Source organism: Pseudomonas sp. SG20056 (assembly GCF_031764535.1).
Lineage (GTDB): Bacteria > Pseudomonadota > Gammaproteobacteria > Pseudomonadales > Pseudomonadaceae > Aquipseudomonas.
In genome coordinates this window covers 1,474,912-1,488,242 of record NZ_CP134499.1, presented here as the reverse complement: position 1 = coordinate 1,488,242, position 13,331 = coordinate 1,474,912, and the positions used below count along the sequence as shown (strand labels likewise).

14 protein-coding genes are annotated in these 13,331 nt (G+C 60.2%); 5 read left to right on the top strand and 9 right to left on the bottom strand.

Features of this window, described 5'->3' with window-relative positions; translation table 11 throughout:
• Window positions 1-34: 34 nt before the first annotated feature.
• The 5 genes from RHP75_RS07115 to rpoE form a co-directional block, all read right to left on the bottom strand.
• Window positions 35-1,417, bottom strand: coding sequence for a DegQ family serine endoprotease (locus tag RHP75_RS07115; protein ID WP_409079725.1), 1,383 nt, complete (start codon window positions 1,415-1,417; stop codon window positions 35-37).
• Between the two features lie 82 nt (window positions 1,418-1,499).
• Window positions 1,500-1,955, bottom strand: coding sequence for a SoxR reducing system RseC family protein (locus RHP75_RS07110; protein WP_311091124.1), 456 nt, complete (start codon window positions 1,953-1,955; stop codon window positions 1,500-1,502).
• The gene (locus tag RHP75_RS07105) at window positions 1,952-2,899 is read right to left on the bottom strand and encodes a MucB/RseB C-terminal domain-containing protein (protein WP_311091123.1); all 948 of its coding nucleotides are present in this window, start codon (window positions 2,897-2,899) and stop codon (window positions 1,952-1,954) included. Before RHP75_RS07105 ends, RHP75_RS07110 begins: the two co-directional genes overlap by 4 nt.
• A gap of 22 nt (window positions 2,900-2,921) precedes the next feature.
• A complete protein-coding gene (locus tag RHP75_RS07100; RefSeq protein WP_311091122.1) occupies window positions 2,922-3,515 on the bottom strand; it encodes an anti sigma-E factor RseA C-terminal domain-containing protein in 594 nt (197 codons plus the stop codon).
• 31 nt (window positions 3,516-3,546) lie between these two features.
• The gene (rpoE, locus tag RHP75_RS07095) at window positions 3,547-4,128 is read right to left on the bottom strand and encodes an RNA polymerase sigma factor RpoE (RefSeq protein WP_090252003.1); all 582 of its coding nucleotides are present in this window, start codon (window positions 4,126-4,128) and stop codon (window positions 3,547-3,549) included.
• A gap of 368 nt (window positions 4,129-4,496) precedes the next feature.
• Here rpoE and nadB point away from each other — a divergent pair, with 368 nt between their 5' ends.
• Window positions 4,497-6,113, top strand: a complete 1,617-nt coding sequence (gene nadB / locus RHP75_RS07090) for an L-aspartate oxidase (RefSeq protein ID WP_311091121.1) — start codon at window positions 4,497-4,499, stop codon at window positions 6,111-6,113.
• Here the strand turns inward: nadB and RHP75_RS07085 are convergent.
• Together RHP75_RS07085 and RHP75_RS07080 are read right to left on the bottom strand one after the other, a co-directional pair.
• Window positions 6,082-6,534 carry a protein YgfX gene (locus RHP75_RS07085; RefSeq protein ID WP_311091119.1) on the bottom strand — a complete coding sequence of 151 codons (453 nt, stop codon included), beginning with the start codon at window positions 6,532-6,534 and terminating at the stop codon, window positions 6,082-6,084. The genes nadB and RHP75_RS07085 overlap by 32 nt on opposite strands.
• Window positions 6,518-6,772 carry a succinate dehydrogenase assembly factor 2 gene (locus RHP75_RS07080; RefSeq protein ID WP_311091117.1) on the bottom strand — a complete coding sequence of 85 codons (255 nt, stop codon included), beginning with the start codon at window positions 6,770-6,772 and terminating at the stop codon, window positions 6,518-6,520. Before RHP75_RS07080 ends, RHP75_RS07085 begins: the two co-directional genes overlap by 17 nt.
• A 174-nt stretch (window positions 6,773-6,946) precedes the next feature.
• On the opposite strand from RHP75_RS07080, the gene RHP75_RS07075 reads away from it, so the two are divergent.
• From RHP75_RS07075 to RHP75_RS07065, 3 genes are all read left to right on the top strand, one after another.
• On the top strand, window positions 6,947-7,888 hold the full coding sequence (locus tag RHP75_RS07075) for a folate-binding protein YgfZ (RefSeq protein ID WP_311091116.1): 942 nt from the start codon (window positions 6,947-6,949) through the stop codon (window positions 7,886-7,888).
• 52 nt (window positions 7,889-7,940) lie between these two features.
• Window positions 7,941-8,777, top strand: a complete 837-nt coding sequence (locus RHP75_RS07070) for an HDOD domain-containing protein (protein ID WP_311091114.1) — start codon at window positions 7,941-7,943, stop codon at window positions 8,775-8,777.
• Window positions 8,778-8,845: 68 nt separating this feature from the next.
• On the top strand, window positions 8,846-9,607 hold the full coding sequence (locus tag RHP75_RS07065; protein ID WP_311091112.1) for a transporter substrate-binding domain-containing protein: 762 nt from the start codon (window positions 8,846-8,848) through the stop codon (window positions 9,605-9,607).
• 1 nt (window position 9,608) lies between these two features.
• On the opposite strand, the gene RHP75_RS07060 is transcribed toward RHP75_RS07065, so the two are convergent.
• A complete protein-coding gene (locus RHP75_RS07060) occupies window positions 9,609-11,021 on the bottom strand; it encodes a sensor histidine kinase N-terminal domain-containing protein (protein ID WP_311091878.1) in 1,413 nt (470 codons plus the stop codon).
• Window positions 11,017-11,688: a response regulator gene (locus RHP75_RS07055; protein WP_311091110.1), complete on the bottom strand. Its 672-nt coding sequence runs from the start codon at window positions 11,686-11,688 to the stop codon at window positions 11,017-11,019. The genes RHP75_RS07060 and RHP75_RS07055 overlap by 5 nt, the downstream gene beginning before the upstream one ends.
• A gap of 371 nt (window positions 11,689-12,059) precedes the next feature.
• Here RHP75_RS07055 and RHP75_RS07050 point away from each other — a divergent pair, with 371 nt between their 5' ends.
• A complete protein-coding gene (locus tag RHP75_RS07050) occupies window positions 12,060-13,331 on the top strand; it encodes an OprD family porin (protein ID WP_311091109.1) in 1,272 nt (423 codons plus the stop codon).

The window sequence follows — 13,331 nt, the reverse complement described above, 5'->3', positions numbered from 1 at the left end:
CGACCGAAGTCGCCCTTTTAGCCTGTCTGCGCCGTTAATCGGCCAGTTTGAAGGTAATGAAGCTGGCACGACCCTGACGCAGTACGCGCATCGACACCGAACGATTCTTCGGCAGTGCCTGCGCCACCTCGGTAAAGGTCTTGGCCGAGTTGATCGCCTGATTGTTCAGATGAGTGATCACATCACCCGGACGCAGACCAATCAGCGCCGCCGGACCATCCTGCACTTCAGAGATCACGACACCGCCTTTAAGATCAAGGCTCTTCTTTTGCTCGGCAGTCAGTTCAACCACCTTGACGCCAAGACGGTTGCTGCTCCGCTCAACCCCAGGCGCAGCAGTACCAGCCAGCGCCTCGCCATCTTCAGGCAGCGCACCAATGCTCAGTTTCAACTTCTTGCGCGCACCATCGCGCACCACATCCAGCTCGGCAGTGGTACCTGGCTTCAGCGCACCGACCAAATGCGGCAAGTCAGCGGACATGATGATTGGCTTACCGTCCAGACTGAGAATCACATCACCAACCTGCAAGCCACCTTTAGCTGCCGGACCTTCCTCCAGCACCTGCGCCACCAGCGCGCCAGCCGGCTTATCCAGGCCAAACGACTCGGCGAGATCCTTGTTAACTTCCTGAATCACCACACCCAGCCAGCCGCGACTGACCTTGCCCTCAGCCTTGAGCTGATCGGCCACATCCATCGCCACACTCATGGGGATGGCGAACGACAGCCCCATAAAGCCACCGGAGCGGGTGAAAATCTGCGAGTTGATACCCACCACTTCACCAGCAAGGTTGAACAGTGGGCCGCCGGAGTTACCTGGGTTGATCGCCACATCCGTCTGGATAAACGGCACATAGCTCTCGTTCGGCAGACTGCGGCCCTTGGCACTGACGATCCCTGCAGTTACCGAATGATCAAAACCAAATGGCGAACCAATCGCCAACACCCACTCGCCAACCTTTAACTCTTCTGACTTGCCCAACTTGACGGTTGGCAAACCAGCGCCCTCAACCTTGAGCAGCGCAACATCGCTGCGCGGGTCAGTGCCGACCAGCTTGGCTTCCAGCTCACTGCGATCTGACAGGCGCACAATGATCTCATCGGCATCAGCAATCACATGGTTATTGGTCAGCACATAACCATCAGCGGAAATGATAAAGCCCGAGCCCAGCGACTGAGCTTCACGCTGGCGGCCACCGCCAGGCGCACGTGGCATCTGCGGAATATTGCGTTCGAAGAATTCGCGAAACATCGGCGGCAGACCTTCGAGGTCAGGCACATTGAGCTGACCACTGCCAGCAACCGCGCGATCCGGCATCTTCTGCCGAGTACTGATATTGACGACGGCAGGCGACGCCTGCTCAACCAGCTCGGTAAAATCCGGCAGGCTCGCCTGAGCAAAAAACGCTTGCCCCATCAGCAGCACGGCAAACAACGCAGTAAATGAAGATTTCAGACCAAGCTTCGACATACAACTCCCCATCAGGCCAGCAAAAGTCTTAAAACGCTGCTGCAGCACCGCCAAGCAACGGACGTAAAACCACCGGTTGCAACGCCGGATCACCAGCGGTGACACGACTGCGCCAGCGTACCGCGCAGCAGGCAAAGAGAAAACCGAACAGCGCACTGAATATTACCCAGGGCTCGCTCAAGCCCGCCTGCTCAGCCAGAACAGCCGCAGCAAACAAGCCGAGTAACGGCAGCAGATAAACCAGCAGCGAACCACGCACCAGCAGGTCTTCGCGCACACCGATAATGACTGCATCGCCAATATTCAGCTGCAGGTCTGACAGTGCACGCACATAACCACGACGACCGCTTGCACCAAGCTGATCAAGCAAACCCTGGCCGCAACCAGCTTTGACGGAGCAACTGGAGCAGGTGCTTTTACGCAGGGTTTCGACCCAGACAGCGCCGGACTCAACCGCAACAACCCGCCCATGCTCCTCAATCACTGCACCACCTCGGCCGCTGAACGCATCGACAAAGCTACTCGCTCGGCTGTACCCAAAGGTATTTCGCCGACCACGGTGACCATGACGTCACCATCGTCAGTTTTCAGCCTGCGCGAAACCGCTACAGTGGGGCCCAGCTGGGTACGAACATCCTCAACGGCGGCGCCGCGTAGAGGCTCCATAAAGACGGAAAAGCGCGCCAGGCCATCGCCATACACCTGACAGGCGACTGACTCATCCGATGCAGGGCTGCGGCGCTGGGTAACAGAATTCAGACTAAAGCCTGGTGGCAACCAGTCAGAACGCCAGGCTTCAACCGCATCCACCTGAGCAGGAGACAAACGCACCGGGCGGCAACCTGCGCCAGGCTCAAGATTAGAGCTTGCAGGTACTTCGGTCTGCAGCTGGGTAAACTGGAAGCGCTCAAGTAACTGCCCCTTGTCATTGACCAGCAAGGACTTGAGCGGCAAGCCCGTTTGCTGATCAAGGTGCAGCTCGATGCCATAGCGATGCTGATCGCGCGGCACCAGGGCCAGTACGCTGGTAGCTCGCCCCGCCACGCGGGACTTGCCGAGCACACGCAACTCATACCACTCACCCAGCTGCTCAGCATTCAGCGCCCGGGCGGGCCACAGTTGACTATCGATCAACTGGTCAGCCAATGCACCACTGGCGCATTGCACCTGGCCGTCGACACGCAACACTTCCTGCGCGGAACCATCCAGCTGCAACAAGCGCTCACGCAAAGCGCCACCCTCACCGACACGATGCCAGATGCTGTGCGTCGAAAAGCTGCCATTGCGCTCATAAACAAAGGTGCCCTGAAAACTCTGCGTGCGTTCGGCCTCTGCCAAACGCTGCAGTAAGGCACGGCCTTCATCGGCAATTGCCGGCAACGCCAAGCAACTACCCAGCAACAGAACGCTTAAAGGAATAAAGCGCATGCGATTCCTTAACAACGGGCCGTTAACGGTTTTCCAAGCTGGCTGCACGCGCATAAGGCAGCGCACCTTCACTCGTACTCATGGCCGCTTGCTGTGCATGTTGGCGCAGATATGCCGGCAGACGCTGCTCATGCCAGCCCGGCTGCCCCTGCCCCACAGCACTGGCCGCAGGAGCCGGTTGCTCTTCGGACGTATTGAAGCCTGCCAGCATGGCCGGCCCACTGACCTGAGGGATATTCAACACCGGCTGACTGGATTGCTGCGCCAACTGGGCACCGGTGATGTCGTCCTGGTTATAAAAACGCACACCCGCCAAGACTGCCACGGTAACCGAAGCGGCAACAGCCAGACGACCTACAGTGCGCCAAGGGCCACGCTGTACTTGCTGCGCAACCGGGGCAACATCATCAGCAAGGGCTGCGGATACAGCAGCGGCAATATCCAGACGCGGCTCAAGCAGCTCTTTGTGCATGACCGCACGGGCGATCTGGTAACGCGACCAGGTTGCACGCAACTCAGGGTCATCACTGGCCGCCAGCACTCGCCTTAATTCAAGTTCATCCGCTTGGTTATCCATCACCGCGGACAGCGATTCCTGCAGGGTTTCACGACTCATGGCGGTTCCTCTCTTGGCTGACGCCGCTGTCTCAGGTTTCCTGCAGCAACGGCTGCAGGGATCGATCAATAGCCTCACGCGCCCGGAAAATTCGCGAACGCACGGTACCAACTGGACACTGCATGACGCTGGCAATGTCCTCGTAACTCAGACCATCAAATTCACGCAAGGTTAGCGCTGTGCGTAAATCTTCTGGCAACTGCTCGATGCTGCGGTGCACGGTAGCCTCGATCTCGTCGCGCAACAGGGCGCGTTCCGGCGATTCGATATCCTTGAGGGCATGATCGCCATCATAGAACTCGGCATCCTCAGCACTTACATCACTGTCTGGCGGGCGCCGACCACGCGAAACCAGGTGGTTCTTCGCCGTGTTGATGGCAATGCGATACAGCCAAGTGTAGAACGCACTGTCCCCACGAAAATTACCCAACGCCCGATACGCCTTGACGAAGGCTTCCTGCGCAACATCCTGTGCCTCATGGGTGTCATGCACAAAACGCACGATCAACCCGAGAATCTTGTGCTGATACTTGAGCACCAATAGATCAAATGCACGCTTGTCGCCGCGCTGTACACGCTCAACCAGCTGCTGATCATCTTCCTGGGTTAGCATGAAAACTCCTCATAAGGTTTGAAGGAGCGCAACGCCAACCCTTTACTCGGTCTGCCAAAGTAGACTTGGGCATTACGCAAAAGTTCTCTCCTTCAAACAAGCTTCCTGCAGAACACTTAAAAGTCCTGCACGGAACAGCGCAGCAAAGGGACTCCACTGCTGCGCTTGTAGTCTGGACCACCCGTCGGCAAGGCAAAACCGCAGGCCCGTTGCAAAGCCGCCTGACTCAGGCGAATTACCATCTAAACAACCGCCTATGGAACCCGAAACGCTTAAAAAGTTCCCGAGTAACGCACTTGGTCATAAGCCGGCTATTGTGCCGCCCACCCCCTCTATATACTAGAGGCCGCTTTTCGCGGAATTCAGACATGAGCCAACATCACCAACACGACGTTCTGGTTATCGGTAGCGGTGCCGCCGGCTTAACCCTGGCCCTCACGCTGCCTGAGCACCTGCGCATTGCCGTACTAAGCAAGGGCAATCTGTCCAACGGCTCGACCTACTGGGCGCAAGGCGGTGTGGCGGCGGTGCTGGACGACACCGACACCATCGAATCGCATGTCGAAGACACCCTCAACGCTGGTGGCGGCCTGTGCCGCGAGGACGCCGTACGCTTCACCGTAGAGCACAGCCGCGAAGCCATTCAATGGCTGATCGACCAAGGGGTGCCCTTTACCCGCGACGATGAACACGCCCGCGAAGACGGCGGTTTCGAATTCCACTTGACCCGTGAAGGCGGCCACAGCCACCGACGCATCATCCATGCTGCCGACGCCACCGGCGCGGCGATCTTCAATACATTGCTGGAGCAGACCCGCCAGCGCAGCAACATCGAACTGCTGGAGCAGCGTGTCGCCGTTGACCTGATCACCGAGCGCAAACTCGGCCTGGAGGGCCAGCGCTGCCTGGGCGCTTACGTACTCAATCGCGCCAGCGGCGAGGTCGATACCTTCAGCGCACGCTTTGTGATTCTCGCCACTGGCGGTGCAGCCAAGGTTTATCTCTACACCAGTAACCCGGACGGCGCCTGCGGCGACGGTATCGCCATGGCCTGGCGCGCCGGCTGCCGGGTCGGCAACCTGGAATTCAATCAGTTCCACCCGACCTGCCTGTACCACCCCAAAGCCAAGAGCTTTCTGGTCACCGAAGCGCTGCGTGGTGAAGGCGCACTGCTCAAGCTGCCGAACGGCGAACGCTTTATGCCGCGTTTCGATGAGCGGGCCGAACTGGCGCCGCGGGATATCGTCGCCCGCGCCATCGACCACGAGATGAAGCGCCTGGGGATCGACTGCGTGTTCCTCGACATCAGCCACAAACCGGCTGACTTTGTGAAATCGCATTTCCCTACCGTATATGAGCGCTGCCTGGACTTTGGCATCGACATCACCAAAGAGCCGATCCCGGTAGTGCCGGCAGCGCACTACACCTGCGGTGGCGTGCTGGTCGACCAAAGCGGTCGCACCGATATACCCGGCCTGTATGCCATTGGTGAAACCAGCTTTACCGGCCTGCACGGGGCCAACCGCATGGCCAGCAACTCGCTGCTGGAATGTTTCGTCTATGCCCGCTCAGCGGCCGAGAACATCCTCGCTCAACTCGACCAGATCAGCATACCGAGCACGTTACCGAGCTGGGACGCCAGCCAGGTAACCGACTCGGACGAAGACGTGATCATTGCCCACAACTGGGACGAATTGCGGCGTTTTATGTGGGACTACGTCGGCATCGTGCGCACCAACAAGCGCCTGCAACGGGCCGAACACCGCGTACGCCTGCTGCTTGATGAAATTCACGAGTTTTACAGTAACTACAAGGTCAGCCGCGACCTGATCGAACTGCGTAACCTGGCCCAGGTCGCCGAGCTGATGATCCGTTCGGCGATGCTGCGCCACGAAAGCCGCGGCCTGCATTACACCCTGGACTACCCGCAGCAGTTGGCCGAGGCCAAGGACACTATCCTGCTGCCGCCCACCTATGGCGACTGAATTTCAGCCGCACCCTTAAGCGGCGGTGCTGATCACGCGCCAGGCTATCGCGGGCAATGCACAGCGAGCGCACGCGGCGCTGCCCGGCCAGACGAAAGCGCAGCAGCACTACAAGCGGTAAAGCCAGGCTATCTGGGTGCAACTCGATGGCCTGCCAGCCCTGCGCCACGCTGTACACCTGCCAGCCATCACGCGTGCAACGCAGAGCCCGGTAAGCCTGCGGCGCACTCAACAGCACATGGCGTGGCAGCACCCAGGCAGCATGGGCGACACAGAAACCTATTCCGGGCAACCGCGCCCAAATGGGAATATCCACCAGCACCAAGCTGAGCAGCGCCAAGCCCTGAATCAGTGCATAGCAGGCCAGCAGCTGCCGCGAAGGCTGCCACTGACACTCGAAGGCATCACTTGGGCTGGACACGATCCAGAATCATCCGAACCATGCGCTTTAGATCAGCATCTTCCGGCTCGTCGCGCTGCATAAACCAGCCGAACATATCCTGATCTTCACATTCGAGCAGTTTGCGGTAACGCTCGCGGTCAGCCTCGTCGAGGTGCGGGTACACCTCCCTGACGAACGGCACCAGCAGCACATCCAGCTCCAGCATGCCGCGGCGGCTGTGCCAAAAAAGACGATTGAGTTCAATCGAGTCAACCATGGGTATGCTCCTTGGATAAGGCGCGCAGTATACCGATGAAAAGCGCACCTGTTGACCGCACACATCAGCCACCCAGGCAATGCCCATAAGTGAAGCAACGGCAAGCGCTGACAAGGCGCGAGACGCGCTCTATGATGAGCCCCCTAACTTTTATCCAGCGATACCTAATCCACCATGGCCGATACCGCGTTCTATTGCATCCTCAGCCACGAAGGCATCCTCGCCGTGCGCGACCCGGACGCCAACAAGTTCCTCCAGGGCCAGGTTACCTGCAACCTCAACTACCTGAGTGACAGCCATTCCAGCCTAGGCGCGCGCTGCACGCCCAAGGGCCGAATGCAGTCGAGCTTTCGCATCCTCAGCGTGAGTGACGGCTACCTACTGGCGATGGCCAGCGATCTGCTCGAAGCACAGCTCGCCGACCTGAAAAAATACGCCGTATTCAGCAAATCCAAGCTCACCGACGAAAGCCAGGACTGGCTGCGCATCGGCCTGAGTGGCGGTGATGAAGCCTTGCGCAGCCTCGGTCTGGAGCTCGCAGAGACCGCTGACAGCGTCGCGCGTGGCAATGAATTGCTGGCTCTGCGCCTGAGCGATGGTCGCGCCGAACTCTGGATACCCACCAGCCAGACCGCGGCCATCCAGGCGCAATTGGCCAACCAACTGCCGGAAGCACCGTTGAATGACTGGCTACTGGCGCAAGTCCGTGCGGGCATCGGCCAGGTCGTAGGCAGCACCCGCGAGCTGTTTATTCCGCAGATGATCAATCTGCAGGCCGTAGGCGGCGTGAGTTTCAAGAAAGGCTGCTACACCGGCCAGGAAATCGTCGCGCGCATGCAGTACCTGGGCAAACTCAAACGCCGCCTGTATCGCCTGGAGCTGCATGACAATCAGCTGCCAGAGCCCGCCACAGCGCTGTTTTCGCCCACCCACACCTCCAGCGTGGGTGAAGTGGTGCTGGCCGCGCGCAGCCAGGCAGGCGTCGAACTGCTTGCTGTGCTGCAGGACGAAGCCGCACTAAATGGTGTTATTCACCTGGGTTCTGCCGAAGGCAGCACGCTGAGCGTACTCGATTTGCCGTATACACTGGATTCAGACCGCGAAATACAGCGCTAAGCCCTTTACTACACTCAATTACTACTGCCTGACCGCCTAAAGAGAATTGCCCATGAGCAAGCTTGCCGAGAAAGTCCAAAAGGAACTGACCCAGGCCATCGACAATGATGAACTGGTCCTGCCGACCCTGCCGGAGGTCGCGTTGAAGGTCCGCGAGGCAGCAGAGGACCCGGACATCGGCATCCCGCAACTGAGCAAAGTGATCGGCAACGACGCGGCCCTGACAGCGCGCATCATCAAGGTGGTCAACAGCCCGCTGCTGCGCACCAACAAGGAAATCACCGACCTGCAGATGGCCGTCGGCCGCCTCGGCATCAATTACACCTGCAACCTGGCCACGGGCCTGGCCATGGAACAAATGTTCCAGGCCACCAGCGACGTGGTTGACCGCAAAATGCGCGAAGTTTGGAACAAAAGCACGGAAATCGCCGGCATCTGCCACGTTCTGTGCAAGCACTACACCCGCCTGCTGCCCGACCAGGCCACCCTCGCCGGCCTGGTGCACCAGATCGGCGTGCTACCAATCCTCACTTACGCCGAAGATCACAGCGAGCTGCTGGCTGACTCGATCAGCCTCAACCACGTGATCGAGCAGATCCACCCAATCATCGGCGACAAGATCCTGCGCACCTGGGACTTCCCCGAACTGATTGCCATGGTGCCTAGCCAGTACCTGGACTTCGCCCGCGACAGCGCCAAGGTCGATTATGTCGATATCGTTCAGGTCGCTACCTTGCAGAGCTATATAGGCAGCGAACACCCCTACACCAAACTGGACTGGAGCCAGATCCCGGCATTCGCCAAGCTGGGCCTTGATCCAAACCAGAACCTGAACGAAGACGAAGACCTTTCCGCCGCCATGGAAGCAGCCATGAGCATGCTCCAGTAAAGCCCTTCACGCGCATGCAGCCGAATGCAACTAGACTGAACGCAGTCCCTTCAATCGGCATACGGCTCATGCGCGTTCTGCTGTTATCTACCCTGCTCAGCCTGTTTTGCGCCAGTTTGGCCGCTGCGCCAGAGGTGCGCCTGACCAACGGTGAATGGCCGCCTTATCTGGGCGAACAGCTGCCACACAAAGGCGTTGCCTCGCGCATCGTCGCCGAAGCCTTTGCCCTGCAGGGGATTGAGGTGACCTGGGAATTCCACCCCTGGGCACGCTCACTGCAACTGGCCGAGCGCGGCAAACGCGATGGCAGCGCAGTCTGGCTGCACAGCAGTGAGCGTGAAGAAAAGTTCTTTTACAGCGACCCGGTGGTGGAAAGCGGTTACTACCTGTTCCACCGCAAGGGCTACAGCTTTGACTGGCAACAGATTGGCGACCTGCAAGGCCGACGCCTGGTCGGCACCCGCGGCTATGACTACGGCACAGCCTTTCAGCAGGCCGAAGCCAGCGGACAACTACGGATCAATCGAGTGACCAGTGATGAAACCGCCTTTCGCCAACTGATTGCCGGCCGCGTCGATCTGTTTCCGATGGACAAGGTGGTCGGCTTCGACATGCTGCATCAGCACTTCAGTGCCGCCGAGCGCGCGCAACTGAGCTTTCATCCCAAGCCGCTGCGCAGCGACAGCCTGCACCTGCTGCTCTCGCGGGAAGTACCCGGCAATGCCGAGCTGATCGCCCGCTTCAACCAGGGCCTGGCGCAACTGCGCGACAGTGGCAAGGTTGCCCAATACCTGCTGGAAATCCAGCAGCCGCTCAGCCTCGCGCCCTGATTCAGACGTCTGCGCTGGCAAACTCGACGCGCACCAACAAACCGTGCGGCTGCGCCTGATGCAGGCTGATCTCGGCCTGATGCGCCCGGCAGATCTCACCAACAATCGCCAAACCCAAGCCTGCCCCAGAACCTTTGTTGTTACGCCGATAGAAGCGCGCAAACACCCGCTCATGCTCTTCTGGTGGAATTCCCGGTCCGTCGTCTTCAACCTCCAGCACCCCAGCCGGCAATACCCGCAGGATCACATTGCCGCCGGCAGCGGTGTGCGCCAAGGCGTTATCCAGCAGGTTGCACAGCAGCTCGTTGAGCAGCGTCGGCTCACCACTGACCCACACGGCCTGCTCAGCCTCCAGTGCCAGCGCAATACCTCGGGCGTGGGCCAGTGGCGCAAGCGCCATGCCCAGTTCGCGCGCCAGCTGGCTGAGGTCCAGACGCTGCGCACCGCCTTCGGCAATCGCCCGCGCACCGCTTTCGATGCGCGCCAGCGAAAGCAGCTGATTGGCCAGATGGGTCAGTTTGTCGGTGTTCAGCGCGGCCTCTTCCAGGGTGCTGCGCCAGATCGAAGGATCCTGCGCGCGCAGCCCTAACTCAACCCGCGCCTTGAGCGCGGCCAGGGGGGTGCGCAACTCGTGGGAGGCATCGGCAATAAATTGCGACTGGCGCTCGAACAGGCTGCGCAGCCGAGCATTGAACTGATTCAGCGCATCAATCAATGGACGCAGCTCGCGCGGCATGCCGAGATCCGACAGCGGCTGCAGATCATCACTGGTGCGCGCCGCCACACTGCGGCGCAAGGCTTCCAGTGGCCGCAGCGCAGCGCTTACCGCCAGCCACACCAACAGCAATGCACTCAGCGACAGCACACCCATGCGCAGCAAGGTGCCGAGCAACAGTTCGCGGGCCATGCGCTCACGCGCGCCCTGGGTTTCCGCCACACGGATTTCCGCCACGCCGTTAAGGCCCGGCTCACTGACCGGCTGCAGTAGGCTGACCACCCGCACACCCTGCTCGCGAAATTCGGCATCGTAGAAACGCGCCAACGCCGGATAATCCTCTGTGCGTTTGATATGGGCCGGGGGCGGCGGCAGGTCTTCATAACCCGACACCAACGCGCCCTGTACGTCCAATACCTGATAGTAGATGCGCCCGGCACTGTCATAGGCAAAGGTGTCCAGTGCCACATACGGCACGTTGGCGTTCAAGCGCTCGGCGGTGGTGTACAGGCCGTCGGCAATCGCCCGTGCCGAGGCCAGCAAGGTGCGGTCGTAGGCAGTATCGGCGGCATGCCGAGCGCTCCAGTAAGCGCTTAGGCTGCTGACCAGCAGAATCAACGCCAGCAACAGCGCCAAGCGGCGGATCAGCCGTCCGCGCAGGCTGCCCGGCTCGTGTGGTACGGGTTGGCGATGCTCAATCACCCACAGCCTCCAACAAGTAGCCCAGGCCACGGAAGGTGACAATGCGCACCCCGCCGCCTTCGAGTTTTTTGCGCAGCCGATGCACATAGATTTCGATGGCGTCGCTGCTGGCTTCCTCATCCAGACCAAACACCTGGGCGGCCAGCTGCTCCTTGCTCATGACCCGTCCGGGCCTTGCGATCATCGCCTCCAGCACCGCCTGTTCGCGGGAAGTCAGGGTCAGCAGAGCATCGGCAAGGGTAAAGCGCCGGGTATCCAAGTCATACAGCAGGTTGCCGCAGCGTTGCTGGCGCTCGCCACCGAGCACGGTGCGACGCAGCAGCGCCTTGACCCGCGCTTCCAGTTCAGTCACTTCAAAGGGCTTGGCCAGGTAATCATCGGCACCGAGATTAAGACCATGCACGCGATCCTTAACCTCACCACGGGCGGTGAGCATCAGCACCGGCAGGGTCTTGCCGCGCTCACGCAAACGCGCCAGCACCTGAAAACCGTCCAGGCGCGGCAGGCCGATATCGAGAATCGCCAGGGCGTAATCCTCGCTGCTCAGGGCCAGATCGGCCGCCACGCCGTCATGCAGCATGTCTACGTTAAGCCCGATGCCACGCAGGGCCTGGGCCACGCTTTCAGCCAGGGGCAGATGGTCCTCGACCAGTAGGACTCGCACGGTAATGGCACTCCACAACATTGTTCTTGTGCGCGCAGTGTAACGGGGCACCCTGGGGGCCGTCGCAAGTGACGTGAAAAAACTCTCCAGGCGTTTCTTTGTGGCCTGCCATCCCTGGCGACCACCCTGCGGGCCGTCGCAAGCGACGTCAAAAAACGCTCCAGGCGTTTCTTTGTAGCCTGCCATCCCTGGCGGCCACCCTGCGGGCCGTCGCAAGCGACGTCAAAAAACGCTCCAGGCGTTTTTTTCAAACTGAAAGCCTGGTGAAAGCTTGACCCCATAGCATCGGTTTCAGGTGGCTCGATCCACCGACCTGAACGACTGACGCAGTGGTGCGCAGCCGTGACAAAAACAACAATGGAGACCACAGGATGCCGACTGCATCTCATCAGGTGCTTGCGCCTGCTCACCTGCTTAGCCTGGCCATCGCCGCCGCGCTGCTTGCCCCCGCTGCCCATGCCGATTTTGTGGCTGACAGCAAAGCCAGCCTGACCACCACCAATATCTACCTCAATCGTGATTTCCGCGAAGGCACCAGCAGCCAGCAGAATAAGCGTGAAGAATGGGGCCAGAGTTTCTGGCTCGACGTTCAGTCCGGCTACACCGAAGGCACCGTCGGGTTCGGCCTTGATGCCCTGGGTGTGGTTGGGGTCAAACTGGATTCCGGCGGCGGCCGCACCGGCACCGACCTGCTCCCCGTACAAGACGATGGCGGCACCCCGGACCAATTCGGTCGCCTGGGCCTGACCGCCAAGGTCAAGGTTTCCAATACCGAGCTGCGCTACGGCTCGCACGTGCCAGAGCTGCCTGTGGTCAAGGCCAGCGACAGCCGCCTGCTGCCGCAGGTGTTCGAAGGCGGCCTGCTGACCTCCGGCGAACTCGACGGCCTGACCTTTACCGGCGGACGCCTGGACAAGGTGATCGACCGCGCCTCGACCAACTCCGAGGAGCTGATCCTCAATAGCAAGAACCGCCGCTTCGCCGCAGGTATCACGGCGGATCATCTGGACCTGATGGGCCTCGATTATGAGTTCGCCAAGGGCCTGACAGGGCGTTATTACTTCGCCGATCTCGACGATATCTACCGCCAGCATTTCTTCGGCCTGCTCGCCAGCCAACCGCTGGGCAGCGGCACCCTCAGCGCTGATGTACGGATGATGCTGAGCAAGGACAGCGGCGCCGCCAATGCCGGCAAGATCGATAACCGCGCCTTCAACGCCATGCTCACCTACGGCATCAACGGCCACAAACTGGGCCTGGGCTTTCAGGACATGAGTGGCGACACCGGTTATGCCTACATCGATGGCAGCGACCCGTTCCTGGTCAACTTCGTGCAGATCAACGACTTCGCCAACGCCAACGAGCGCTCCTGGCAGGCCCGTTACGACTACGACTTCGGCAAGCTTGGCGTTCCCGGCCTGAGCTTTATGACCCGCTACATCAAAGGCAGCGACGCGCAAATCGCTGGCACTGATGACACCGGCGGCGAGTGGGAACGCGACATCGAGGTCAAGTACGTGGTGCAGAGCGGGCCGCTGAAAGATGTCTACGTGCGCCTGCGTAACGCCAGCTTCAAATCCGACTTCGCCCGCGATGCGGACGAGAACCGCGTCATCGTCGGCTACACGCTGCCGATCTGGTAA

Coding starts and splice junctions, on each gene's coding strand:
- RHP75_RS07115 (WP_409079725.1), bottom strand. CDS start 1,417: ATGGGGCAAGCGTTTTTTGCTCAGGCGAGCCTGCCGGATTTTACCGAG.
- RHP75_RS07105 (WP_311091123.1), bottom strand. CDS start 2,899: ATGCGCTTTATTCCTTTAAGCGTTCTGTTGCTGGGTAGTTGCTTGGCG.
- RHP75_RS07100 (WP_311091122.1), bottom strand. CDS start 3,515: ATGAGTCGTGAAACCCTGCAGGAATCGCTGTCCGCGGTGATGGATAAC.
- rpoE (WP_090252003.1), bottom strand. CDS start 4,128: ATGCTAACCCAGGAAGATGATCAGCAGCTGGTTGAGCGTGTACAGCGC.
- nadB (WP_311091121.1), top strand. CDS start 4,497: ATGAGCCAACATCACCAACACGACGTTCTGGTTATCGGTAGCGGTGCC.
- RHP75_RS07080 (WP_311091117.1), bottom strand. CDS start 6,772: ATGGTTGACTCGATTGAACTCAATCGTCTTTTTTGGCACAGCCGCCGC.
- RHP75_RS07075 (WP_311091116.1), top strand. CDS start 6,947: ATGGCCGATACCGCGTTCTATTGCATCCTCAGCCACGAAGGCATCCTC.
- RHP75_RS07070 (WP_311091114.1), top strand. CDS start 7,941: ATGAGCAAGCTTGCCGAGAAAGTCCAAAAGGAACTGACCCAGGCCATC.
- RHP75_RS07065 (WP_311091112.1), top strand. CDS start 8,846: ATGCGCGTTCTGCTGTTATCTACCCTGCTCAGCCTGTTTTGCGCCAGT.
- RHP75_RS07050 (WP_311091109.1), top strand. CDS start 12,060: ATGCCGACTGCATCTCATCAGGTGCTTGCGCCTGCTCACCTGCTTAGC.